Raw genomic sequence first — 23,756 nt, 5'->3', positions numbered from 1 at the left:
CCTGTCGCACAAGGAAACACAATGAAAGATCTACTCAACCTGGCCCACTACAAAGCCGCACTGTTTGCCGGCGTGGGCGCGGCACTCTGCATTACCGGTTTAAGTCTGATGGGCACACTACAGGATTCAATCTGGCTGATGGCGCCTTTCGGGGCGACTATGGTCATTCTGTTCGGGCTACCGGCCAGCCCTCTGGCCCAACCGCGCAACATTATTTTGGGTCACCTGCTCACTTCAGCGGTAGGCTTGAGCGTTGCATCCGTCATGGGCGTACACACCTGGTCCCTTGGTTTGGCGGTGGGCTTGGCGGTCATGCTGATGCTGCTGACCCATACCACTCACCCTCCCGCCGGTGCCAATCCGCTTATCATCATGTTCAGCGGTGAAGGTTGGGATTTCCTGCTGACACCCGTGGCCGCTGGCACCCTGACCATCGTGCTCTTTGGCTATCTGTATCACAACCGCATTTCGGGCCAGCAATACCCACAACGCTGGCTATAAACGGCGCAACGCACATACGATCAGGCTTGGAGTTGGTCAGAGTAGCAAGGGAATGGTGATGTGATGACGACGGGGATATGTATGCGGAGTTCAGTCTGGTTATGAACGCTATGCCAAGCGAAGCATGACCTCAAGAATAGAGGCCATGCCGTTTCACTGTCACTGATGATTAAGCCGATTCTTTATGCGGCTCAACAAAGCGGAGTGACATGAAACCTTCAAGTGAATCATCTTTAATATCCAACCAGCGTCCCGGCAATTCGGTTGCCATGGTATCGGTTACGGTTGAACGGTAGGCTTTTTCACGGAAGCCCATGATGTTTTCCTGCTTGTCCAGCAGCCACTGCTTCAGCAGATCCGCCTGCTTCTCAACAGCGAAATCAGGATAGTCGGTCGCATCTACCAATTCGCGGATATAACTGGCCTGGAAATCGATGGAGTCGTTGCAGCTTTCCGTCTTGTCATAGCGTGACAGCCACTCGTTGATGTCGTCACGGCAGGTATCGGTATCCGGCAACTGGATACGGTTCAGCATCACGTCACGCGCGAACCATGCCTGAGCATCGAACATGTTGAACGTGAAGTACTGATCCTGCATGCCCAGATAAATCAGCTGCGGATTGTTCTGGAAGAACATACCTTTGTACAGGTTGTCCGGATACAGGCAGTTATGGGTCTGCAGGCGCAACTCATCCGGCAGGAACGGGAAGTGGAACAGGTAACCCGTACACATGATGATGGCATCGAACTGTTTGCTTGAACCATCGGCGAAGTGACCGATATTGCCTTCGAAGTGCGTCAACAAAGGCTTCTCTTCGAGACCTTCAGGCCATTCGAAGCCCAGCGCATTGCTGCGATAGCTGATGGTGACAGACTTGGCACCGTACTTATAGCACTGGGAACCGATATCTTCTGCGGAGTAGCTTGCGCCCACCAGCAGAATGTTCTGCCCTTCAAACTCCAGGGCATCCCTGAAATCGTGTGCATGCAACACACGTCCCGGGAACTGCTCTACACCATCAAAATACGGCATGTTGGGCGTAGAGAAATGTCCGGTAGCGACAACGACATAATCGAATTCGTTGGTTTCCTGCTCACCTGTTTTGTGATTCATGACAGTAACAGTAAACTTTTTACTGCTTTTGTCATAAGTCACCCAGCGCACGGGGCACTCAAAACGGATGTACTTCAGGATCGCTTCCTTGTCGATGCGCCCCATGATGTAGTCTTTCAGTACTGCACGCGGAGGGTAGGACGGAATCGCGCGGCCAAAATGCTCATCAAAGGAGTAATCCGCAAATTCCAGACACTCTTTCGGGCCATTGGACCAGAGGTAGCGGTACATGCTGCCATGAACCGGCTCGCCGTTTTTATCCAGGCCGGTGCGCCATGTGTAGTTCCACATGCCGCCGATATCATTCTGCTTTTCGTAACACACAATTTCCGGAAGGTCTTTGACACCCGCGCGACGAGCGGCTTCAAACGCACGCAGCTGAGCTAAACCACTGGGACCTGCACCTAAAATTGCTATTTTTTGATTAGCCAAAACCTACTCCCTTAACTAAAAAACCATAGCAATACTAAAGGATTTAGCCTTGGATTTCCAAATAATTGCAGGTAAACCTTCAGAAAAGTCGGAAGAACTGTTACAGAACAGTTCCATATTCGTAAAAATACAGAGATTTTCTATATTAAATGATGGCTGGAATCACTTCGATTTAGCACATTTCATGCCATCGGAAAGGTGTTGTGCAAATATAAAAACACCGATATCAGTGTAATTAAGCCCGACTCGGATAACGTCGGAAGCTTATCTAATCAACTGATTATGCTGCGGTAAAATGCCAATTCATGCTCCAGAACAGCCGCCTGGTTATCCGGTTGTCGGAAGCCATGTGCTTCGTTATCGAAATAATGGGTTTCCACACGGATGTCGTTGCAATTGAGGCGCTCTGCCATATTACGGGTCTGCTCCGGCAGGACTACCTGATCTTGCATACCCTGAAAAAAAATAACCGGAGCACTGATACGGTCGGCACGGTGGAGCGGCGAACGTTCAAGGTAGCGTTCACTCTGTTGCTGCGGGTCTCCGATCAGCCAATGCAGATAACGGGACTCGAACTTGTGCGTCAGCTGATTCAGTCGGGCGGGATCACTGACACCGTACAAGCTGGCACCACCGCTGAACAAGTCAGAGTCACACAAAGCACTCAGGGTGGTATAGCCACCGGCGCTGTTGCCGCGAATGAAAAGGGCTTGAGGGTCGGCCTGTCCCTGTTCAACCAGATCGGCTGCAACCGCAATAACATCGTCCACATCACGGACACCCCACTGCCCTTCCAGCTGCATGCGGTAATCACGGCCATAGCCCGTGCTGCCGCGATAATTGACATCGGCAATCATGAATCCACGCTGGGTCCAGTATTGAATGGCCGGCTTAAAGGACGGCGCAGTCATGGCGGTGGGGCCACCATGGGTCCAGATCACCAGCGGGAGGAGCCGGTCAGCGGGAATACCGGCAGGACGATAAAGAAAGTACGGCACGCTCAGGTTTTCATCCCGTTCGACACTCAGACTGACGGGCAAACTGGGCGTGTACGCAGGACAGTCGCCACCATACAGAATATCGCATTGATCCGGGTCATCGGCTGTCAGCGCACTGTCAATCCGCACAACCGCCGGCAAGCGGTCACTGAATTCGGCCACACAACCAAGCCTGTTGCCATCACACACCAAGGCATGCATCCGTGCAGGCATCAGGCTCAACTCCAGCGGGCACCACGCTGAGCCATCATGACACCAAAGATATGTATACCCATCACACTGTCCCAGCGCCAGCAACGCACCCGCCGCATTCCAGCCATAGGTTGCAAGACCAAACTGCCAAGGGGCGGTAGTAAACTCGGTACGCTCGGGCACTGTTCCAGACAGCGCCTGAAAGCCCGTCGCCGTCAGTGATTCGATGCGCCACCAGTTGTTACGATCAACCACGACATGTAACGTCCCATCCGGCGAAAAGCGTGGCTGTGCCCAGGCCGCTTCATCCGTATCGGATACCTGCCGGGCCGTCTCGACCTCACCCTGTTCATTCAATTGCGCCAGCATGACACGCGTACAACGCCAGGGCTGCTGCGGGTGATCCCATTCGATCCAGACTAACTGGCAGCCATCCGGGCTCAAGGCCGGTGAGCTGTAAAAGTCGGCACCTTCAGCCAGAATTTCGATAGCCCCAGTATGCAGACTGATAGCAGCCAATCGGTTGACAGGCTCCAGTGATGACAGATGCGTCTCGCTGATCGCAAGCAGGCGCTCGCGCAGCGGGTCGAACGCCAGGTCGGCAAAACGGGTATCCGGCTGGCACGTTAATGGGTGAGGAGGCTCACCTGCAGCCAATGGCGCTTGCCAAATCTGCTGATCATCCGCATGGACAAAGCAGGCATGGACACCTGCAATACACCAGGCTCCACCGCCATATTCATGCACACGGCTGCGCACACTGACATGATTGGGCAGCAGGCTTTCCGCCTGCCCGCCACTGAAATGACACAACCGGTTGCGACCACTGGCGGCATCAAAGCCAACACCGTACAGGTTGCCTTGATGAAACTTGAGCGCAGCATAGTCATGAATGGCGGAGACCGCTTCTTCCGCCGCCAGCAGCGGCTCAACCGCGTGCAAAGACACGGGAGTTGCGTTCATTGCGGAACGTGATTGGAGTATCTTCGCTGACCTGCTCAGCAGCGGCACGAGCGTCGAGAATCTTATGGTGATGCGGTGATTTGCTGCATACCGGATCGGCTGCATTCATGTCCCCGGCCAGCATATAGGCCTGACAGCGACACCCACCCAGATCCTGCTCTTTCTCGTCACAGGAGCGACACGGCTCCTGCATCCAGTCATCCCCGCGGAAATGGTTGAAACCAAATGAGTCGCGCCAAATGTGCTGCAGACTATGGTCTTTCACATTGGGAAACTCGATCGGCAGCATGCGCGCGCTGTGGCACGGCAGTGCGGTACCATCAGGGGTAACAGTGAGGAATATTTCACCCCAGCCGTTCATGCACTTTTTCGGCCGTTCTTCATAATAGTCGGGGGTCACGAAGATCAACTTGATCGGGTTGCCAGCGGCGGCAAGCTGATCGCGGTATTCATTGGTAATCCGCTCGGCACGCTCCAACTGAGCCTGCGTCGGTAGCAGTGTCTCGCGGTTTTCATGCGCCCAACCGTAATACTGACAGGTAGCCAACTCAACGTAGTCCGCTTCCAGCTCGACACAGAGTTCAATAATACGGTCGATGCGATCAATATTATGCCGGTGGGTCACGAAGTTGAGCACCATCGGGTAACCCTGGGCCTTCACCTCACGCGCCATTTTCAGCTTCTGCTCAAACGCCTTGCTTGAGCCAGCGAGCATGTTGTTAACCGTCTCGTCCGAAGCCTGGAAGCTGATCTGGATATGATCCAGTCCGGCTTCGCGAAACGCGGCGATACGCTCCGCATTAAGGCCGATACCGGAGGTGATCAGGTTGGTGTAATAACCCAACTTGCGCCCTTCAGCGATCAACTGCTCCAGATCACGTCGCACCAGCGGCTCGCCACCCGAAAAACCGAGCTGGGCAGCACCCATCTTGCGGGCCTCACGGAAGACTTCAATCCACTGCTCTGTGGTCAGTTCTTCACCATGGTCGGCGAAATCCAGTGGATTACTGCAGTAGGGGCACTGCAGCGGGCACTTGTATGTCAGCTCCGCCAGCAGCCAAAGGGGCTGACCCAACGGCTTGGCCGGTGTCGGTTCCACGGTTTCAGACATAACGGATCCAGTTCTGCTCATGGGCAACCTCCAGAAACTCCAGCACATCCGGCCCCAGCGCACCCGCTTCAGGGAAGCGGGTCTCAAGCGCATGGATAATAGCCGTGCAATTCTGTTCGCCATTCACTTCAGCCAGGATGGCACCGGCACTGTCGTTGAGCTTGATCATCCCTTCAGGGTAAAGCAGCACATGACCGTTCTGCGCCTCTTCCCACTGGAAACGAAACATGGGATTCAGGCTTGGGGTCTGATCCAGTTCAGGCTTACTCATTGAACAGTCCTCGGTGGTACACACGCTCCTGAGTGACGGTATGATATGGCGGGCGTTCCAGTTCATACGCCATGCTCATGGCATCAAGCATGCTCCAGAGCACATCCAGTTTGAACTGAAGTATCTCCAGCATCCGGTCCTGCTGCTCACGGGTAGTGTAGTGATCCAATGTAATCTGCAGGCCGTGTTCCACGTCGCGACGGGCTTCAGTCAAGCGGTTGCGGAAGTACTGGTAGCCTTCCTCCTTGATCCACGGATAGTGCTGTGGCCAGGTATCCAGGCGAGACTGATGAATATGCGGAGCGAACAGCTCGGTCAACGAGGAGCTGGCAGCTTCCTGCCAAGTGGTACGGCGCGCGAAGTTGACATAAGCGTCCACGGCAAAGCGAACACCCGGCAAGACATGTTCATGCGACAGGATCTCTTCGCGACTCAGGCCCACAGCCTCGCCCAACTGCAGCCAGGCTTCGATACCACCCACAGCACCATCGTAACCATCATGGTCCATGATCCTCTGCAGCCACTGTCGACGCACATCGCGGTGCGGACAGTTAGCCATAATGGCAGCATCCTTTAGCGGAATGCTGACCTGATAATAAAAACGGTTGGCGACCCAGCCACGGATCTGCTCCGGGCTAGATTGACCGGCATACATCGCCACATGGTACGGGTGATGAATATGATAGAGATCGCCCTTGGCCCGTAGCGCCTGTTCAAACGCATCGCGGCTCATCGGTTCACGGTTACTCATGCTTTGCCTCCTCAGAGTTCGATGCTCATGCCGTCAAAAGCAACATCAATGCCATGCTCGGCCAGCACACCCCGCTCGGGGGAGTCTTCGATCAGGATCGGGTTGGTGTTGTTAATGTGAATCAGCACCTTGCGCGGCTTATCCAGGGTATCCAGGTAGGCAATCATGCCATTCTCACCGGACTGCGGCAGGTGTCCCATGTGTACACCCAGCTTGTCGCCAACACCGGCGTGGATCATCTCGTCTTCACGCCACAGCGTGCCATCCACCAACAGGCAGTCAGCGTCTTCCATAATCGGGCGCAGGTGGTCTTCGATCTGGCCAAGGCCCGGCGCATAGAACAGCGAGCGGCCAGTCGCATCATCACGCAACAGCATGCCAATATTATCGCCCGGATGCGGATCATTACGGTGCGGCGAATACGGCGGCGCACTGGAACGCAGCGGCACGGCCGTCAGGGTGATACCCGGCACTTCCGGGATCGTAAATTCATTATAGATCGCGGTACTCGGAATCTGATTCCATACCAAACCACCATTCCAGTGTTCCAACATATTGAATACAGGAAAGCCGGTGCTCAGGTCTTGTTTGACCATGTCGGTGCAGTAGACCGAGTGCGGACAACCTTCACGCAACATCAACAGGCCGGTGGTGTGATCGATCTGGCTGTCCATCAGGACAATGGCCGCAATCCCGGTATCACGCTTGCCCTGCTTCGGCTGCAGGGGCTCAAAGCTTTCCAGCTGAGCGCGGATGTCAGGTGAGGCGTTGAACAGGATCCAGTCGTTGCCATTGAGGCTGACAGCGATAGAGGATTGGGTACGGGCTTTGGCATTCAGAGTGCCGTTACGCAGGCCTTTGCAGTTGTCGCAGTTGCAGTTCCACTGCGGAAAGCCGCCCCCGGCCGCTGAGCCTAAAATCTGTATTTTCATTATTGTGTAATTCCGCTGGGGGGTAGGAAGTGCCTGTCGGCAGGAGAAGGCAGCCCCTCAGGGCCGCCTGGGGGCGCTTAGCGGTTGGCGAAGTACATGGTAACTTCGAAGCCGATACGCAGGTCAGTGTAAGCTGGTTTAGTCCACATAATACGTTACCTCATTGTTGTTATCGGTGTGTCATTGGAGACACCTTGATAGTAGGCAACTGTACCCCTGCCCCTATATGGTACTTTGGAATGAATTCGGCGCTGATTTGGTAGGAACGCGGGACGACTAACGCCCTCCCGTACCCCGAGCGCATGGTAAGTTCAACACATAAAAAAACGGCCCGAAGGCCGTTAAAAGTGTCACTGCTGCAGAGCAGTTGACTGCCAGGGTGAAGCAGTCATGAGTGCACGTCCCTGTGCAGAGCTTCGGAGAAACCGCGGCGCGCTTAGAAGAAGCCGAGCGGGTTGATATCGTAGCTGACCAGCATGTTTTTGGTCTGCTGATAATGATCAAGCATCATCTTGTGGTTTTCGCGGCCAACACCAGACTTTTTGTAACCACCAAAGGCAGCATGCGCCGGGTACTGATGGTAGCAGTTGGTCCATACACGGCCGGCCTGAATGCCACGACCCATGCGGTAAGAACGGTTCATGTCGCGACTCCATACGCCAGCGCCCAGACCGAACTCGGTGTCGTTGGCAATCGCCAGTGCTTCCGCTTCGTCTTTAAAGGTGGTAACCGATACAACCGGGCCAAAGATCTCTTCCTGGAACACACGCATGTCATTGGTGCCTTTGAGCAGCGTCGGCTGGATGTAGTAGCCGGTCTCGAAACCTGTATCCATCTGCTCCTTGTCGCCACCAATCAATACTTCAGCGCCTTCTTCACGACCGATGTCGAGGTAGCCCAGGATCTTCTCGTACTGCTCCTTGGAGGCCTGCGCACCGACCATGGTTTCGCTATCCAGCGGATTGCCCCGCTTGATCTTCTTGATGCGGTCAATCACGCGTGCGATGAAGTCGTCATAGATGCTTTCCTGTACCAACAAACGGGACGGACAGGTGCAGACTTCACCCTGGTTGAAGAATGCAAGCACGGTACCTTCAACACACTTGTCGATGAAGGCGTCTTCGTGATTCATGACATCTTCGAAGTAGATATTCGGCGACTTGCCACCCAGCTCAACCGTCGACGGGATGATATTTTCGGCAGCACATTTAAGGATGTGCGCACCTACAGGGGTAGAACCGGTGAAGGCAATCTTGGCGATACGGGTGTTGGTGGCCAACGCCTGACCGGCTTCGGCACCAAAACCGTTGACGACGTTCAGCACACCCGCCGGCAGCAGGTCTTCAATGGCTTCAACCAGTTTCAGAATCGACCAGGGCGTCTGCTCGGCCGGCTTCAACACGATGCAGTTACCGGCGGCCAGAGCCGGTGCAATTTTCCAAGCCGCCATCAACAGCGGGAAGTTCCACGGAATGATCTGTCCGACCACGCCCAGCGGCTCGTGGAAGTGATAAGCCACGGTGTTTTCATCGATCTCACCGATGGAGCCTTCCTGCGCACGGATGCAACCAGCAAAGTAACGGAAGTGATCAACGGCCAGCGGCACATCAGCAGCCAGCGTTTCACGAACGGCCTTGCCGTTATCCCAGGTTTCCGCGACGGCGATTTTCTCAAGATTGGCTTCCAGACGATCTGCAATCTTCAGCAGGACGTTGGAACGTTCGGTAACTGAAGCGCGACCCCAGGCATCTTTGGCGGCATGCGCGGCGTCCAGCGCCAGTTCGATATCTTCGGCTGTAGAGCGTGGGATTTCACAGAAGGCTTCGCCGGTTACCGGTGAGATATTCTGAAAATACTCACCCTTGACCGGTGCGATCCATTCGCCACCGATAAAGTTGCCGTAACGCGGCTTCAGAGTGACAATGGAATCTGCCTGTCCTGGCTGTGCGTAGATCATATTCTTAGCCTCTTGTTGTTATTCACATCACGCTCGAAGAGCAGTAACGATTGATGGTTCAATCTTAGCTACCGCAACTGATATCCGAGTATAGTGCCTTGGACCTGAGAATGTGGCTCTTTAGTAGTAGACAGGATGATGTTTTGAGAGGGGTCAAAGTGAGCGGGGACCTTGCGCCCCCACCTGCTTGTAAAGAGTTACCAGTTGCCGACAACGTACCCAAGCTTATCTGGCAACCAGAGTGCAATTCCCGGCACCAGCATCACCAATATCAGACTCGAAGCCATAGCCGCAATGAAGATCAGCGCCCAGCCGATGGTGTGCTCCAAACGGATATTGGCGATCCGTGTCGTTACCATCAGATTGACCGCTACCGGCGGTGTAAACTGACCGATGGCGATATTCATCGCCAGCAGGATGCCGAACCAGACCGGGTTCCAGCCGAAGTGATTCATCAGCGGCAACACGATCGGAATCAGAATCAAATAGATCGACACCGCATCCAGAAGCATGCCGGCAATCAACACCAACACCATTACCAGAATCAGCAACACCCAACCGCTGTCCGACAGTGACAGCAGGCCGTCAGCCAAGTGCTGGAAGGTACCCAAAGTTGTACCCGCCCAGGCAAAAATGCCTGCCAATGCGATGATAAACATCACCACACCCGACGTCACCGCCGCTTCAGTCGCCAGGTTGAACAGGTCTTTGATGCCCAGGTTACGGTAGATCAGGCTACCGACGATCACGCCATAGGTCACTGCAACCACAGCCGCTTCAGTCGGCGTGAACAGGCCGGAACGCAAACCACCTAGAATGATAATGGGCGCGAACAGAGCCGGCAGAGCTGCCTTGAAACTTTCCCATAAGGGCGGACGCTCAGACTCGCGCGGATCTTCCCAGCCATGCTTGCGTGACAGCCATAAAGCCGGCACCAGCAGTGACAAACCGGCAAGAATGCCCGGAAACAAACCTGCCGCAAACAGCGCACGCAGATCAACACCCGGCACCACGATTGAATACAGAATCAGGGCAATCGAGGGGGGTATCAAAATTGCGGTCGATGACGACGCGGCAATCAGCGTGGCAGAGAAGGGCTGCGGATAGCCCGCCTTGCGCATGCTGGGCAGCATAACCATCGCCACCGCTGCCGCATCTGCCGGGCCTGAGCCGCTCATGCCACCCATAATCAGACAGACCAGCACGGCAACGACCGCCAGACCACCATGGCGTGGACCTATGACCGCCTGAGCAAAGCGGACCAGACTGGCCGCAACCCCTGCCCGCTCGAAAATAAGACCGGTCAATATGAACAACGGAATCGCAATCAGCGGGTACTTGGCCACACTGTTATAGGTGTTGGTACCTAGCGTCGCCAGCATGTCGGGTGACAACCCGGCCAGAATACCGACTACACCACCCAGGCCCAGCGCGATGGCGACCGGCACACCCAGCAGCAGTGCAATCAAAAAGCTTCCGATCAGCAGCAGATCAGGACTCATGAATGACCTCCTCGCCCTGCTTGCCACGGAGCCGATCCGCAAGATTCTGAGTCAACCGAATCATGATCGCCGCCGCCATCAACGGTAGCCAGACCACATAGATCCAGTTGGGCAAACCCAGTCCAGGCGACAGGGACTCCCATTGATACTCTTCCCATGCAAACACAGAGCCATACCAGACGGTAATACCCAAAACCACCATGCCTGCCAACCACTGCAGGACATACACGATTTTCAGTAACGGCTTAGGCAGGTGATGCTCAATCAGCTCGATGCGAATATGCTGATTGTGCCGTGCCGCAACGGCCGCACCTGCGAACGTCAGCAGCACCAGAAAAAACACCGAAAACTCTTCGGTAAAGGCAAACGAGGCATCGGTCGCATAGCGCACGATGACATTGCCCAGACTGATCAGGCAGATCGCAATCAATGCCAGGGTGGCGAGCCAGGCTTCTGGCCTGAACTTGGGTCGTCGGGTAGACATGTCAGCTCCGTTCAAGACAACAACGCCCGTCACCAGGACGGGCGTTCAAGCACTTCGGTGGGATTACTTGCGATTGGCAACTGCGTCTTGAGCCTGCTTGACCAGCTCTTCACCGATACGCGGGGTCCATTTCTCGTGAACTGACCGGGTCGCCTGAACGAAGGCTGCATGCTGCTCCTCAGTCAGGTTAGTCACTTCCACGCCACGCTCTTTGATCTTTACGAGGGTCGCATCAAGCTCAGAACGGGATTTCTGAATTTCCCACTGCCCGGCATCAATGGCAGCCTGCTTCAGCAGCGCCTGATCTTCCGGTGAAAACTGACGCCATACGCGACTGCTGACTGCAAACACCAGCGGATCTGCCATATAGCCCCACTGAGTCAGGTGAGTCTGGCCCACTTGATCGATGCGTGCCACGTCAAATACAGAAATGGGGTTTTCCTGACCATCCACGGCACCTGTTGTCAGCGCCGGCTTGGCATCAGCCCAGCTCATCTGCGTCGGATTAGCACCCAGTGCAGTAAATGTATCCTGGAACAGCGGTGAACCGACAACACGGATTTTCAAACCGGCCAGATCCGCCGGCTCGTCGATCTGCAGTTTGGAATTGGACAGCTGACGGAAGCCGTTTTCGCCCCACGCCAACGGTGTCACACCACGCTTTTCAATTGCCTGAAATACCGTTTTGCCCGCCTCACCCTGAGTAATGGCATCGATCGCTGCATGATCAGGCATCAGGAACGGCAGCGAGAACAGGTTCAGTTCCGGTACCTGCGGCGACCAGTTGATGGTCGAGCCAACCGACATGTCGATCAAACCTGAGCGCATGGCGGAGAATTCTTTGGTCTGATCACCGGACACAAGCTGTGCGCCACTGTAGACCTTCATGTTGATACGCCCCTCGGAGCGTTCCTTCACCAGCTCAACCCATTTATCGGCAGCCTGTCCCCAGGGAAAAGCAGACGGGAGTACGGTGGATACGGTGTATTCGGCCTTGTACTCGGCGTGGGCGATGGGGCTCAGCAGCATGCAGGCAGCAGCTGCAGCCATGAATGTACGACGTTTGAGCATTTATCCATTCCTTATAGTTGTAATCCAGCAGAGACGGCGCATCGACAGATCCAAATTCCTTCGGATGTTAACGATCGCTACAGAATTATACGGGGTGGACAGAAGCCTGCGCAAAACGAAATGTCAGGAATTTGGCACAGATAAATAAAAATCCCCGCAATTGCGGGGATTTTTAGACTTATATACGACTAATGTTTAATGATCAGCCGCAGTTTTTGGCGCATCCTGATTTTCATAAATCAGGATTGGCTCAGAGCTGCCATTGATGACACCTTCATCAATCACCACCTTCGCCACATTATCAAGGGACGGCAGCTGGTACATGATATCCAGCAATGTTGCTTCCAGTATGGAGCGCAGACCACGAGCACCGGTGCGACGCACAAGCGCTTTCTCGGCAACGGCCTTGAGTGCCTCCTCACGGAAATCAACCTCAACCCCTTCCATGTCGAACAGAGCCTGGTACTGCTTGACCAGACTGTTTTTCGGCTCGGTCAGGATCTGGATCAGTGCATCTTCATCCAGCTCAGACAAGGTTGCGATCATCGGCAGACGACCCACAAATTCGGGAATCAAGCCGAACTTCACCAGGTCTTCTGCTTCCACGTCATGCAGCACTTCGCTCAGACGGCTTTCGTCCTTGCTCTTGACCACTGCACTGAAGCCGATCGAACTGCGCTCGCTACGGTCACGAATCAGTTTTTCCAGGCCGGCAAAAGCACCGCCACAGATAAACAGGATATTCGATGTATCAACCTGCAGAAATTCCTGCTGCGGATGCTTGCGGCCACCCTGAGGCGGAACCGAGGCAACCGTGCCTTCGATCAGCTTCAGCAGAGCCTGCTGTACTCCTTCGCCGGAGACATCACGCGTAATCGACGGGTTGTCGGACTTGCGTGAAATCTTGTCGATTTCATCAATGTAGACAATACCCAGCTGGGCCTTTTCGACATCGTAATCGCACTTTTGCAGCAGCTTCTGAATGATGTTCTCGACATCTTCACCAACGTAACCGGCTTCAGTCAGCGTGGTCGCGTCTGCAATGGTAAACGGCACATTCAACAAACGCGCCATGGTTTCGGCCAACAGCGTTTTACCGCTACCGGTCGGACCGATCAGCAGGATGTTGCTCTTGCCAAGTTCCACGTCGCCTTTCTGCTGGAAGCGCAACCGCTTATAGTGGTTGTAAACCGCTACCGCCAATACTTTCTTGGCGCGTTCCTGACCAATTACATAGTCATCCAGCGTTGCCTTGATCTCTGCGGGTGTCGGCAGGCTCTCACGCGGCTCCTGCTCATCGCTATCCTGAATCTCTTCACGGATGATATCGTTACAGAGATCGACACACTCATCACAGATAAAGACAGAGGGACCTGCGATCAATTTGCGCACTTCGTCCTGGCTTTTACCACAGAAAGAACAGAACAGTTTGCTGCCCTCTCCTTCCTTGCCGGTCGTCTCGTCTGCCATCTTATTACCTCAAAAAACCATATACTCTTGTGTATGCGCCCGATACCGGAAAATTTCAACCCCTACTCGGGAGATCCGGTCGCGGTGATGACATCAGTCTGTGCCCAGGCGGCGATCCAGTACCGAGTCAATCAGGCCGTAATCAGCCGCGGTCTTCGGATCCATGAAGTTGTCGCGGTCGGTATCACGCGCAATGGTCTCGAAATCCTGTCCGGTGTGTTCTGCCAACAGACGATTCAATTTCTCGCGGATAGTCAGAATTTCACGAGTATGAATTTCGATATCCGTTGCCTGACCCTGGTATCCACCCAACGGCTGATGAATCATCATACGGGCATTCGGCAGCGCATGACGCTTGCCCGGTGCACCACCCGCCAGCAGGAACGCACCCATGCTCGCGGCCTGGCCGATACACATGGTGCTGACATCCGGCTTGATGAACTGCATGGTGTCATAAATCGCCATGCCCGCCGTTACCGAGCCACCCGGTGAATTGATATACAGGTGAATGTCTTTGTCGGGGTTCTCGGCTTCCAGGAACAGAAGCTGGGCCACGATCAGGTTGGCCATGTGGTCTTCGACCTGACCTACCATGAAGATTACCCGCTCTTTGAGCAAACGGGAGTAGATGTCATAGGCACGTTCACCACGTGAACTCTGCTCTACGACCATCGGAACCAGACCTGAATTCATGATCTCGTTGGCACGCCCAGTGTAGATATCCGCCATGTACTAATTCTCCTTACCCTGATAAGCGAAAAAACGACAGTCAGCCAAGCCAACTGTCGTTTCCTTTATGGCTTACGCCCAGACCGGTTTACCGGATCAGGCTTCGCTTTCGTCTTCGTCTGCAGCTTCATTCTGCTGTGCCGGCTTAATGGCTTCCTCGTAAGGAACAGTCTTTTCAGTGACTGTAGCAGATGCGACCAGATGATCAACTACTTGATCTTCCAGTACCAGGCTCTTGATCTGGTTCAGAACCTGATCATTGCTGTAGTACCAGTCGATAACCTGCTGCGGATCCTGGTAAGTGGAGGCCATCTCTTCAACGGTCTCACGCACACGATCTTCGTTGGCTTCAAGCTTGCTGGTCTTAACAACTTCCTGAACCAGCAGACCGACGCTTACGCGACGTTTAGCCTGCTCTTCGAACATTTCTTTCGGCAGCATGTTCGGATCGATGTTGGCGTTTTCACCACCAAACTGCTGAATCGCCTGACGACGCAGGTTGTCGATTTCGCTGTCGATCAGAGCAGCAGGCACGTCGATGGCGTTAACCTTCAGCAGCTCAGAGAAGACCTGATCTTTCAGCTTCATCTTCAGCGCCTGCTTCAGCTCGCGCTCCATGTTTTTGCGTACTTCAGTCTTGAAACCGTCCAGTTCTTTCTCTTCGATACCGAAGCGAGAGAAGAACTCTTCGTTCAGTTCCGGCAGTTCCTGAGCAGATACGGACTGTACCTTAGTCTTGAATACAGCTTTCTTACCTTTCAGGTTTTCAGCGTGGTAGTCTTCCGGGAAGCTCACTTCCAGGTCGAACTCTTCACCCGCTTTCTTGCCTTCCAGACCCGCTTCAAAGCCCGGAATCATGGAACCGGAACCCAGTACCAGGTCGTGGCCTTCAGCCTTGCCGCCTTCAAACGCTTCACCGTCGATGAAACCTTCAAAATCGATTTTCACACGATCGCCTTCAGTCGCTGCACGCTCGACTTCAGCCCAGTTTGCCTGCTGCTTCTGCAGGGTCTCGATCATGGTGTCCATATCGGCATCAGTGATCTCGGCAGTCTGCTTTTCCAGCTCAACGCCAGACAGATCTTTCAGTGCGATCTCCGGATATACTTCAAATGTCGCAACGTACTGAAGGTCTTCACCTTCCTTGTCGTTTTTGAATTCGATGTTCGGTCCACCGGCGGGCTGCAGTTTTTCCTGCTCAACGGCAGTGTAGAAGCTTTCCTGAACTACCTGGCCCAAAACGTCCTGACGGATTGCGCTGCCAAACATGCGCTTGATCACCTTCGTCGGTACTTTACCCGGACGGAAGCCATCCAGACGGCGCGTACGAGCCTGCTGGGCAACCAGTTTGTTTACGTCCTGGTCGATGCGCTCAGCCGGAACAGTGATGGTCAACTGACGCTCAAGGCCGGAAGTCGTTTCAACAGAAACTTGCATGGAGATCCTCACAAATAGTTTGCAGCATGATGGTGCGACCTGCAGGCTCGTCTTAAATAAAACGACCGACCAGCAGAGCCTAAATTCTAAAGCGCGAAATTTTCATGCAAGCGCGGCGATTAGTCAAGTAAAACGCGGCTTCAGATGAAATCAAATAGATAAAAGAGGTGTTAAAATTTTGAATTAAATCAAGGAGGTATAAATCGAGGAGAATACACTGGGGTGGACGATGGGGCTCGAACCCACGACCACCGGAATCACAATCCGGGGCTCTACCAACTGAGCTACGCCCACCACATTAGTGTATCTGGTGTTTTTTGGTGCGGAAGGAGAGACTCGAACTCTCACACCTTGCGGCACTGGAACCTAAATCCAGCGTGTCTACCAATTCCACCACTTCCGCATCAGCTTTCACCGATGTTGCATTGAGGTATGGGGTGGACGATGGGGCTCGAACCCACGACCACCGGAATCACAATCCGGGGCTCTACCAACTGAGCTACGCCCACCATAACCTCTTTTCTTACCACTCAACCATCTAGACGGCTGGCACGCCCGGCAGGACTCGAACCCGCAACCTACGGCTTAGAAGGCCGTTGCTCTATCCGGTTGAGCTACGAGCGCATTAAGCGCCGCCTCGACTTGAACTTGCGCCCCGTGTCGAGGAGGTGCGTATATTAGGCTTGCTTCTTTCGGGCGTCAACACCTTTTTTCATTTTTTTCTGCAGAAACAACACCCTGTAACGAAAGCTGCGATAAAAGTCCATTGGCTCTGAGGCAGTAAAGATGAGAAAATCAGCCTATCTTTTTATCTACACCTGTATTCAAAGGAAAAGACCTCACTCATGAGCGCCCAGATCATTAATGGCAAACAGATCGCTTCTGAAGTCCGACAACACGTACGCGCCGATATTGATGCCCGCCTGGCAGCAGGTAAACGCGCACCCTGCCTGGCGGTAGTTCTGGTCGGCAGCGATCCGGCCTCCCATGTATATGTTCGTAACAAGAAGAACGCATGCATTGAAGTCGGCATTACCTCCAAGGCTTTCGATCTACCTGCAGCAACTTCACGCGAAGAGCTGCTGCAGCTGATCGATACTCTGAACAAGGACGCCGACGTTGATGGCATCCTGGTTCAGCTTCCATTGCCGGCACACCTGGACGCAACTGAAGTACTGGAACAAATTCGGCCGGATAAAGATGTCGATGGCTTTCATGCATTCAATCTGGGCCGACTGGCACAGCGCATGCCGGTTCTGCGTCCCTGCACACCCAAAGGCGTCATGACACTGCTGGCCTCAACCGGTGTGGATCTGCATGGCCAGGAAGCCGTGATCGTCGGCGCCTCCAACATTGTTGGTCGCCCGATGACGCTGGAGCTGCTGCTGGCTGGCTGCACCACCACCACCACCCACCGTTTTACCCGCGACCTTGAGTTCCATGTACGTCGTGCCGATATCGTTGTTGTCGGCGTCGGCATTCCTGGTCTGGTCAAAGGCGAGTGGATCAAGCCCGGTGCCATTGTAATTGACGTGGGCATCAACCGTCTGGACGATGGCCGCCTGGTTGGCGATGTCGAGTTTGACACGGCAGCAGAGCGCGCCGGCTGGATCACTCCCGTGCCTGGCGGTGTCGGCCCGATGACAGTTGCCTGCCTGATGGAAAACACGCTGGAAGCAGCCAACATGCTGGACAGCTAAGCATGTCGAGCCCGGCGCTTTATAGTGCCGGGCAACCTCTTTTACTCATCACACTATTTACGTATTTATTATCCTCGTAGTCAGCAGGATCATGCAGGATGCAACCGGAATTACACCGTAACAATGGATCGAACGGCATCAACACACGCAACAGGATTTGGCAGACCCCCTTTCTCGCCATACTGGTTCTGATTACCGGCCTCGGCCTGAGCCTTTTACTGGCCATACAGTCAGCACAAAGCGACCGCGAACGCCTGCAAGAGCGCTTCCATGCCACTACAATGCAAACTACTCAAGGAATTCAGGAAAAAGCGGATCGTTTCTCGCTATTGTTGATGGCTGGCCGCGGCATGGTGCTGAATAACGACACCCTGCCCCCACACGCACTCAATGAGCGCTGGCACAGAATGTTCGACTCCTACCCGATCAACTATACCGATCTCGGACTCGTCGGCCTGAGCTTCACACAGTACATCCCCGCGCATGAACGCGACCAACTGATCGCCGATTTCAATCGTAGCAGCACTCGGACACTCCGAATTTTCCCGCCACCACCGGCTGGACAACCCAGTCTTGCCATCCTGCACCTGGTCCCCCGCAGCATTGAGAACCGCATGCAGGGCTATGACTTGATGAGCGAAGATAAACGCCGCATGGCCAGCCTTGAAGCCATACGCAACAATCGAATGACGCTTAGTCAGCCGCTGTCATTACTGCCGACGGATGTGAACTCGCTGGATTATCTGCAGATACTGCCAGTACGCATGCTGGACAACGACGGGCACACACTGGGCATCATCACCGCTGGCTTCAGCATGAGCACGCTGATCACCTCCAGCCTGAGCGACTTGCAGATCCCGCTCCGCATTCAGCTGGTTGACCCAAGGACCGCACACCCGAGCCCAAGCTTCGACAGCCATCCCCAGCAGCCACTGAATACGGTCCACATGTCGAAAACCAGCACATTGAACATTGGCGGACAGCCCCTCACTCTGCGCATTTCAAATCTTGACCTCAGCGCCAATCACATATATCTGCGCCGATATGACACCGCCATACTGGTCTCGGGGCTGTCGATTTCCTTACTACTGACCCTGGCGCTCATGTTTTTTATTATTACCCGCCAGCAAGCCGTACAACTCAGTCATACAATGAGCTCCCGAGCTGAAGAGATGTACCAACGTTACCGGTCACTATTCACCCAATCACCTGAAGCCATTGTGGTACACGTTGATGGCATCGTTGAATTGGCCAACCAGCATGCCGCACGCCTGTTTGGCTGCAATTCACCTGAAGAGCTTTATCATTGTCATATCAAGGATCTGGTACACGCTGACAGCCTTGCCTTTGCCTATCGTCGTCGTGAAGCACTCACTCAGGGCCAACACCTGGAGCCTGCCGAACAAAAACTGATACGCCTTAATGGCCAGGTTTTTACTGCTGAAGTGTCCAGCGCGCTCACCAGCCACAAAGGCCAGGACGCCATTCAGGTAGTATTCCGCGATATCACCCATGAAAAGCAGAAGCGCCTGGAAGCTCGCATTGCCACGATTGTATTTAGCCACTGCCGGGATGCCATCATGGTGACGAACACTGAAGGGAAGATTGAACTGGTGAACAAGGCGTTCGAAGAACTGACCGGTTACACGGCAAAAAGCATCAACGGCAGAACACCCGACGCACTGAATGCCGGCCACCACAATAGCGATTTCTTCTATGCACTCTGGTCATCATTAAAGAGTTCAGGGCAATGGCGTGGAGATATTGTCAATCGCCATCGGAATGGTCACTTATATATACAGGACACCGACATTATTACCCTGCATGACGAGAACCAACAGGCATCACATTTCATTTGCCTGATGCGCGACGTCACCGAGCAACGCGGCTCCTCCGAATATTTCCGCCTGCGCGCTGAAGAAAATGCAGGGACCGGATAACGCCGCCAGAGGCTGATAACGACTGACGCCAAACGCATGCACCATCATCGCCAGAAAATCCGGAAAATACGTCAGGAGTGCCGCCATTCAGCGGCACTCCTGTTACTTACTGTTCGCGATACCAGCCCGTACCTTCACGGCTGTCTTTGAGCACGACGCCATTATCAGCCAGCAGATCACGGACCCGGTCGGCTTCAGCAAAGTTTTTATCCTTGCGCGCCTGATTACGCTGCTCGATCAGCTCCTCAATCGCTTCTGCACTCAGGCCATTATCACCCACCTCACCTTGCAAAAAGGCTTTAGGCTCCTGCTGCAACAAGCCGATCATACCCGCCAACTGCTTAAGCTGAGCGGCCAGCGCCGATACCGTCGCACTGCCCTCACGTATAGCCTTATTCAACTCACTGGCCAATTCGAACAACACTGCGAGCGCACGCGGTGTGTTGAAATCATCGTCCATCGCTTCACAGAAACGTGCTTCATACGTGTTATCCAGAGCAGCCGTTGCATCGCCAGATTCCACGGACGCCAACGCCTGATAGAAACGCTCAAGCGCACTCTGCGCTTCTTTCAAACCGTCTTCGGAATAGTCGATATAGCTGCGGTAATGAACACTGGACAGGAAATAGCGCACCACTTCCGGATTGTAATGTTTCAGCACTTCACGAATGGTAAAGAAATTACCCAATGACTTGGACATTTTTTCTTGCCCCATACGTACAGGACCCGCATGCATCCAGTAGTTCGCATAGGTACAGCCATTTGCAGCCTCTGACTGAGCAATCTCGTTTTCATGATGCGGAAACGGCAGGTCTGGACCACCACCATGAATATCGAAAGAGTCACCCAGGCAGCACTTGGACATGGCTGAACATTCAATATGCCAGCCCGGACGCCCGTCTCCCCAAGGTGATGCCCAGCTGACTTCACCTGGCTTGACCGCCTTCCACAGTACGAAATCAAGCGGACTTTCCTTCGCGGCCTCCACTTCAACGCGAGCACCCGAGCGCAGATCTTCAATTACCTTATTCGTCAGGCGACCATAGCTCTCGAATTTCTCAACCCGGTAATACACGTCACCATTTTCTGCCGCGTAAGCGTACCCTTTATCAATCAGGGCCTGAACCATGGCAATAATGTCATCGATATGAGCAGTCGCACGCGGCTCCTGATCCGGTCGCAGCACATTCAGACGCGCTTCGTCTTCATGCATCGCCGCGATCATGCGCTCAGTCAACTGCCCAACCGACTCACCATTTTCAGCAGCCCGACGGATGATTTTGTCATCCACATCCGTGATGTTACGAACATAATCAACATCCCAGCCACGAGCCCTCAGATAACGGGTAATAACATCAAATGCAACCATCACCCGCGCATGGCCAATATGACAGTAGTCATAGACCGTCACACCGCATACATACATGCGGATTTTGCCGGGTTCAATCGGAGTAAAAAGCGCCTTGCTGTTCGTCAATGTATTATAGATATGAAGCATGAGGGTCTGCCGGAATCTGTAAAAAAGAAAATGCCCATACAAAAGGCAATATAATTAAAATAGTATAAGGGATTATGCCTGAATATTAAGGCCTCTGCGATCAAGGCAAGCGGATCAACCCAAGCCAGCTACTGCCCAGCCAGCTGTTTTCGCGCGTCAACAACAGGCCCTCAGGCCGCCACAATACCGCTTCCCACTGCCCTGCCGGCGAAACCGGATGGCGCTTGGCAGCTGACCATTGCAACTGACCCTGATCGACCGGTACCAGCCAGATAAAAGCCGATGAGCTGAAACGTTTGCGCGTATATCCCAACAACGCCAACTGCTTACGCTCGGAATCATAGTCAGCAGCCGTGATCAGACCTTCAACCGGGTAACGGTCCTCACTGACAAGCGCATGACGCTGCCCATCAGGCCGCAACCGGTATAACCGCGTGTGCTGATCCTGCCAGTTTTTGCTGAACACCCACAGCACACCATCCACGACTGCAGCCGCTTCACAGTCATTGTCATGCCTGTAAGCTCCCGCAGAAGGCCCTGCATCTGCAAAACGGAATTCGGTCAACCGTGATGGCACAGGATCGGCAACACCGCCAGCATCCAATGCTGACCAGCGTATTGAGTACACCTGCATCCACTGCCGTCGGCCCATATTATTGCCGCAATCGAGCACATGTAACCACTCATCATCCTGGGCCATTTCTTCCCAGTCGAAGTTGAGCGCATCACGCAGCACACGCCGCTGCACAACCTGACCGTCCGCAGACGCCAGCGCATACAGCCTTGCCTTGTCACCACTATCATTATGGCTCCACAACTGGCCTGCATGCGCAGCAAGCCCCGACGTCTCACTGATTTCATCAGCCAGACGCGCCTGCCGCTCCACCACCAGGGACCCTGCCGGTCCAGTAGCGGGTGACGAGGCACAACCACCCGCCAGCAGAACAAGACCTGCCAGCGCGCGGAAGAGAGACCTGATCAGCAGCACGGATTACTTGCCCTTGATCTTGGCCCAAGAGTCACGCAGGGTGACCGTGCGGTTGAAGACTAACGTATTTTCCGTCGAACTAGCATCTACACAAAAATAGCCCGTGCGCTCGAACTGGAAGCGACTTTCGGCTACCGCATGCTTGAGACCAATTTCGGCACGCGCCTGCGTCATCACCGTCAATGATTCCGGGTTGATGAACTCATGGAAATCACGTGTCTTGTCAGCATCCGGGTTGGCTTCGGTAAACAGACGGTCATACAAGCGCACTTCACACGGCACGGAATTGTCGGCAGACACCCAGTGAATAACACCATTAGGCTTGTAATCGGTCGGGTTCTGTCCCTTGGTCGCAGCGTCATAGCTACACACCAGCTCAATCACTTCACCCTGCTCATCCTTGATCACTTCGTCACACCGAATCACATAGGCACCGCGCAGACGCACAGCGTCACCCGGTGACATACGCTTCCACTTACGCGGCTTCTCTTCGGCAAAATCTTCGCGCTCAATCAGCAAATTGCGGGTAAACGGTACTTTACGCAGCCCCATGGACTCATCCTTCGGATGCGCAGGCAGCTCAAACCACTCTTCCTCGCCTTCGACGTAGTTGGCGATGGTGACCTTGATCGGATCAACCACACACATGGCACGCGGCGCATTGCTGTCCAGATCATCACGAATTGCAGACTCCAGCATGCCCATATCCACGACACCGTTGGAACGGGTAACCCCGATCATGTCACAGAAATTACGGATAGACGCCGGGGTGTAGCCACGGCGACGCATACCTGAAATCGTCGGCAGGCGCGGGTCGTTCCAGCCTTCAACATGCCCCTCATCGACCAGCAACTTGAGCTTGCGCTTACTGGTGACGGTATAGTTCAGATTCAGGCGAGCAAATTCATACTGGCGCGGGGTCGCAGGCACTGGCAAGTTCTGGATAAACCAGTCATACAGCGGACGGTGGTCTTCAAACTCCAGCGTACAGATGGAGTGGGTGATCCCCTCCAGCGCATCGGACTGACCGTGCGTAAAGTCATAGGACGGGTAGATACACCACTTGTCACCGGTCTGATGATGATGCGCATGGCGGATACGGTAGATCACCGGATCGCGCAGGTTAATGTTCGGCGCAGCCATATCAATTTTGGCACGCAGAGCACATTCACCTTCGGCAAATTTGCCCTGGCGCATTCTTTCGAACAGCTCAAGGTTTTCCTCAACACTGCGTTCGCGATACGGGCTGTTTTTACCCGGTTCGGTCAGCGTGCCACGGAATTCGCGCATCTCATGAGCACTAAGGCTATCGACATACGCCTTGCCCTCTTGAATGAGATGCACAGCCCACGCATGCAGCTGATCAAAGTAATCAGAGCTGTAACGAATATCACCGCTCCACTCAAAGCCCAGCCAACTCACATCTGAAATGATGGAGTCGATGTACTCCTGGCTTTCCTTTTCCGGATTGGTGTCATCAAAGCGCAAATTGCATTGACCACTGAAACGCTGAGCAGTACCAAAGTTGAGACAGATCGACTTGGCATGACCTATATGCAGATACCCGTTGGGCTCAGGCGGAAAACGGGTCACTACCTGCCCGTCATTCAGGCCTTTGGCAAGATCATCTTCAATAATCTGGTGGATAAAGTTGTTCGGCTTGGTGCTGTCGTGTGTGGTCATATCCATATCTTGTCGAAGCTGAAAAAGGCCGG

The 23,756-nt window shown here is 54.0% G+C and carries 20 protein-coding genes and 4 tRNA genes; 3 read left to right on the top strand and 21 right to left on the bottom strand.

Features of this window, described 5'->3' with window-relative positions; translation table 11 throughout:
* Positions 1-21: 21 nt before the first annotated feature.
* Positions 22-501 carry an HPP family protein gene (locus CLV44_RS05775; protein ID WP_170069274.1) on the top strand — a complete coding sequence of 160 codons (480 nt, stop codon included), beginning with the start codon at positions 22-24 and terminating at the stop codon, positions 499-501.
* Between the two features lie 169 nt (positions 502-670).
* Here CLV44_RS05775 and CLV44_RS05770 read toward each other — a convergent pair whose 3' ends face one another.
* From CLV44_RS05770 to CLV44_RS05685, 18 genes are all read right to left on the bottom strand, one after another.
* Entirely contained in the window at positions 671-2,047 is a 1,377-nt protein-coding gene (locus CLV44_RS05770; RefSeq protein WP_106591158.1) for an NAD(P)-binding domain-containing protein, read from the bottom strand.
* A 272-nt stretch (positions 2,048-2,319) separates the two neighbouring features.
* Complete coding sequence (locus tag CLV44_RS05765) at positions 2,320-4,200, bottom strand: alpha/beta hydrolase family protein (RefSeq protein WP_106591157.1); 1,881 nt, start codon at positions 4,198-4,200, stop codon at positions 2,320-2,322.
* On the bottom strand, positions 4,166-5,311 hold the full coding sequence (pqqE, locus tag CLV44_RS05760; protein ID WP_211298086.1) for a pyrroloquinoline quinone biosynthesis protein PqqE: 1,146 nt from the start codon (positions 5,309-5,311) through the stop codon (positions 4,166-4,168). The genes CLV44_RS05765 and pqqE overlap by 35 nt, the downstream gene beginning before the upstream one ends.
* Positions 5,304-5,582, bottom strand: a complete 279-nt coding sequence (gene pqqD, locus CLV44_RS05755; RefSeq protein ID WP_106591155.1) for a pyrroloquinoline quinone biosynthesis peptide chaperone PqqD — start codon at positions 5,580-5,582, stop codon at positions 5,304-5,306. The genes pqqE and pqqD overlap by 8 nt, the downstream gene beginning before the upstream one ends.
* On the bottom strand, positions 5,575-6,333 hold the full coding sequence (gene pqqC, locus CLV44_RS05750; RefSeq protein WP_106591154.1) for a pyrroloquinoline-quinone synthase PqqC: 759 nt from the start codon (positions 6,331-6,333) through the stop codon (positions 5,575-5,577). The genes pqqD and pqqC overlap by 8 nt, the downstream gene beginning before the upstream one ends.
* A gap of 11 nt (positions 6,334-6,344) precedes the next feature.
* Complete coding sequence (pqqB, locus tag CLV44_RS05745) at positions 6,345-7,265, bottom strand: pyrroloquinoline quinone biosynthesis protein PqqB (protein WP_106591153.1); 921 nt, start codon at positions 7,263-7,265, stop codon at positions 6,345-6,347.
* Positions 7,266-7,342: 77 nt separating this feature from the next.
* Complete coding sequence (gene pqqA / locus CLV44_RS05740; RefSeq protein WP_003243383.1) at positions 7,343-7,414, bottom strand: pyrroloquinoline quinone precursor peptide PqqA; 72 nt, start codon at positions 7,412-7,414, stop codon at positions 7,343-7,345.
* 287 nt (positions 7,415-7,701) lie between these two features.
* On the bottom strand, positions 7,702-9,222 hold the full coding sequence (exaC, locus tag CLV44_RS05735; RefSeq protein ID WP_106591152.1) for an acetaldehyde dehydrogenase ExaC: 1,521 nt from the start codon (positions 9,220-9,222) through the stop codon (positions 7,702-7,704).
* A gap of 197 nt (positions 9,223-9,419) precedes the next feature.
* Complete coding sequence (locus CLV44_RS05730; RefSeq protein WP_106591151.1) at positions 9,420-10,724, bottom strand: TRAP transporter large permease; 1,305 nt, start codon at positions 10,722-10,724, stop codon at positions 9,420-9,422.
* Positions 10,714-11,208, bottom strand: a complete 495-nt coding sequence (locus CLV44_RS05725) for a TRAP transporter small permease (RefSeq protein ID WP_106591150.1) — start codon at positions 11,206-11,208, stop codon at positions 10,714-10,716. Before CLV44_RS05725 ends, CLV44_RS05730 begins: the two co-directional genes overlap by 11 nt.
* 63 nt (positions 11,209-11,271) lie before the next feature.
* Positions 11,272-12,279 (bottom strand): TRAP transporter substrate-binding protein DctP, encoded by a 1,008-nt coding sequence (gene dctP, locus CLV44_RS05720; protein WP_106591149.1) that lies wholly within the window; start codon positions 12,277-12,279, stop codon positions 11,272-11,274.
* A gap of 195 nt (positions 12,280-12,474) precedes the next feature.
* Positions 12,475-13,749: an ATP-dependent protease ATP-binding subunit ClpX gene (gene clpX, locus CLV44_RS05715; RefSeq protein ID WP_106591148.1), complete on the bottom strand. Its 1,275-nt coding sequence runs from the start codon at positions 13,747-13,749 to the stop codon at positions 12,475-12,477.
* A 93-nt stretch (positions 13,750-13,842) separates the two neighbouring features.
* On the bottom strand, positions 13,843-14,478 hold the full coding sequence (gene clpP, locus CLV44_RS05710) for an ATP-dependent Clp endopeptidase proteolytic subunit ClpP (protein WP_281257811.1): 636 nt from the start codon (positions 14,476-14,478) through the stop codon (positions 13,843-13,845).
* Positions 14,479-14,574: 96 nt separating this feature from the next.
* Positions 14,575-15,915, bottom strand: a complete 1,341-nt coding sequence (gene tig / locus CLV44_RS05705; RefSeq protein ID WP_106591147.1) for a trigger factor — start codon at positions 15,913-15,915, stop codon at positions 14,575-14,577.
* Positions 15,916-16,133: 218 nt separating this feature from the next.
* A tRNA-His gene (locus tag CLV44_RS05700) sits at positions 16,134-16,209 on the bottom strand.
* Positions 16,210-16,233: 24 nt separating this feature from the next.
* Positions 16,234-16,318 (bottom strand) — tRNA-Leu (locus CLV44_RS05695).
* Positions 16,319-16,348: 30 nt separating this feature from the next.
* A tRNA-His gene (locus tag CLV44_RS05690) sits at positions 16,349-16,424 on the bottom strand.
* A 38-nt stretch (positions 16,425-16,462) separates the two neighbouring features.
* Positions 16,463-16,539 (bottom strand) — tRNA-Arg (locus tag CLV44_RS05685).
* A 221-nt stretch (positions 16,540-16,760) separates the two neighbouring features.
* On the opposite strand from CLV44_RS05685, the gene folD reads away from it, so the two are divergent.
* Both folD and CLV44_RS05675 read left to right on the top strand, forming a co-directional pair.
* Positions 16,761-17,615, top strand: coding sequence for a bifunctional methylenetetrahydrofolate dehydrogenase/methenyltetrahydrofolate cyclohydrolase FolD (gene folD, locus CLV44_RS05680; RefSeq protein ID WP_106591146.1), 855 nt, complete (start codon positions 16,761-16,763; stop codon positions 17,613-17,615).
* Positions 17,616-17,713: 98 nt separating this feature from the next.
* On the top strand, positions 17,714-19,555 hold the full coding sequence (locus CLV44_RS05675; protein WP_106591145.1) for a PAS domain S-box protein: 1,842 nt from the start codon (positions 17,714-17,716) through the stop codon (positions 19,553-19,555).
* A 106-nt stretch (positions 19,556-19,661) separates the two neighbouring features.
* Here CLV44_RS05675 and cysS read toward each other — a convergent pair whose 3' ends face one another.
* The 3 genes from cysS to CLV44_RS05660 form a co-directional block, all read right to left on the bottom strand.
* Positions 19,662-21,053 (bottom strand): cysteine--tRNA ligase, encoded by a 1,392-nt coding sequence (gene cysS, locus CLV44_RS05670; protein WP_106591144.1) that lies wholly within the window; start codon positions 21,051-21,053, stop codon positions 19,662-19,664.
* 100 nt (positions 21,054-21,153) lie between these two features.
* Positions 21,154-22,041 (bottom strand): hypothetical protein, encoded by an 888-nt coding sequence (locus CLV44_RS05665; RefSeq protein ID WP_106591143.1) that lies wholly within the window; start codon positions 22,039-22,041, stop codon positions 21,154-21,156.
* Between the two features lie 3 nt (positions 22,042-22,044).
* On the bottom strand, positions 22,045-23,724 hold the full coding sequence (locus CLV44_RS05660) for a glutamine--tRNA ligase/YqeY domain fusion protein (RefSeq protein ID WP_106591196.1): 1,680 nt from the start codon (positions 23,722-23,724) through the stop codon (positions 22,045-22,047).
* Between the last annotated feature and the right edge of the window lie 32 nt (positions 23,725-23,756).

It is taken from the genome of Marinobacterium halophilum (assembly GCF_003014615.1).
Taxonomy (GTDB): Bacteria; Pseudomonadota; Gammaproteobacteria; order Pseudomonadales; family Balneatricaceae; genus Marinobacterium; species Marinobacterium halophilum.
This window is presented reverse-complemented; position numbering and strand designations above follow the sequence as displayed.

What these genes read in the sequence shown, in the direction of transcription:
- folD (WP_106591146.1), top strand. Translation starts at nt 16,761, where the DNA reads ATGAGCGCCCAGATCATTAATGGCAAACAGATCGCTTCTGAAGTCCGA.
- pqqC (WP_106591154.1), bottom strand. Translation starts at nt 6,333, where the DNA reads ATGAGTAACCGTGAACCGATGAGCCGCGATGCGTTTGAACAGGCGCTA.
- pqqB (WP_106591153.1), bottom strand. Translation starts at nt 7,265, where the DNA reads ATGAAAATACAGATTTTAGGCTCAGCGGCCGGGGGCGGCTTTCCGCAG.
- tig (WP_106591147.1), bottom strand. Translation starts at nt 15,915, where the DNA reads ATGCAAGTTTCTGTTGAAACGACTTCCGGCCTTGAGCGTCAGTTGACC.
- CLV44_RS05765 (WP_106591157.1), bottom strand. Translation starts at nt 4,200, where the DNA reads ATGAACGCAACTCCCGTGTCTTTGCACGCGGTTGAGCCGCTGCTGGCG.
- pqqD (WP_106591155.1), bottom strand. Translation starts at nt 5,582, where the DNA reads ATGAGTAAGCCTGAACTGGATCAGACCCCAAGCCTGAATCCCATGTTT.
- CLV44_RS05725 (WP_106591150.1), bottom strand. Translation starts at nt 11,208, where the DNA reads ATGTCTACCCGACGACCCAAGTTCAGGCCAGAAGCCTGGCTCGCCACC.
- exaC (WP_106591152.1), bottom strand. Translation starts at nt 9,222, where the DNA reads ATGATCTACGCACAGCCAGGACAGGCAGATTCCATTGTCACTCTGAAG.
- cysS (WP_106591144.1), bottom strand. Translation starts at nt 21,053, where the DNA reads ATGCTTCATATCTATAATACATTGACGAACAGCAAGGCGCTTTTTACT.
- CLV44_RS05660 (WP_106591196.1), bottom strand. Translation starts at nt 23,724, where the DNA reads ATGACCACACACGACAGCACCAAGCCGAACAACTTTATCCACCAGATT.
- CLV44_RS05730 (WP_106591151.1), bottom strand. Translation starts at nt 10,724, where the DNA reads ATGAGTCCTGATCTGCTGCTGATCGGAAGCTTTTTGATTGCACTGCTG.
- clpX (WP_106591148.1), bottom strand. Translation starts at nt 13,749, where the DNA reads ATGGCAGACGAGACGACCGGCAAGGAAGGAGAGGGCAGCAAACTGTTC.
- CLV44_RS05775 (WP_170069274.1), top strand. Translation starts at nt 22, where the DNA reads ATGAAAGATCTACTCAACCTGGCCCACTACAAAGCCGCACTGTTTGCC.
- dctP (WP_106591149.1), bottom strand. Translation starts at nt 12,279, where the DNA reads ATGCTCAAACGTCGTACATTCATGGCTGCAGCTGCTGCCTGCATGCTG.
- pqqE (WP_211298086.1), bottom strand. Translation starts at nt 5,311, where the DNA reads ATGTCTGAAACCGTGGAACCGACACCGGCCAAGCCGTTGGGTCAGCCC.
- clpP (WP_281257811.1), bottom strand. Translation starts at nt 14,478, where the DNA reads ATGGCGGATATCTACACTGGGCGTGCCAACGAGATCATGAATTCAGGT.
- CLV44_RS05675 (WP_106591145.1), top strand. Translation starts at nt 17,714, where the DNA reads ATGCAACCGGAATTACACCGTAACAATGGATCGAACGGCATCAACACA.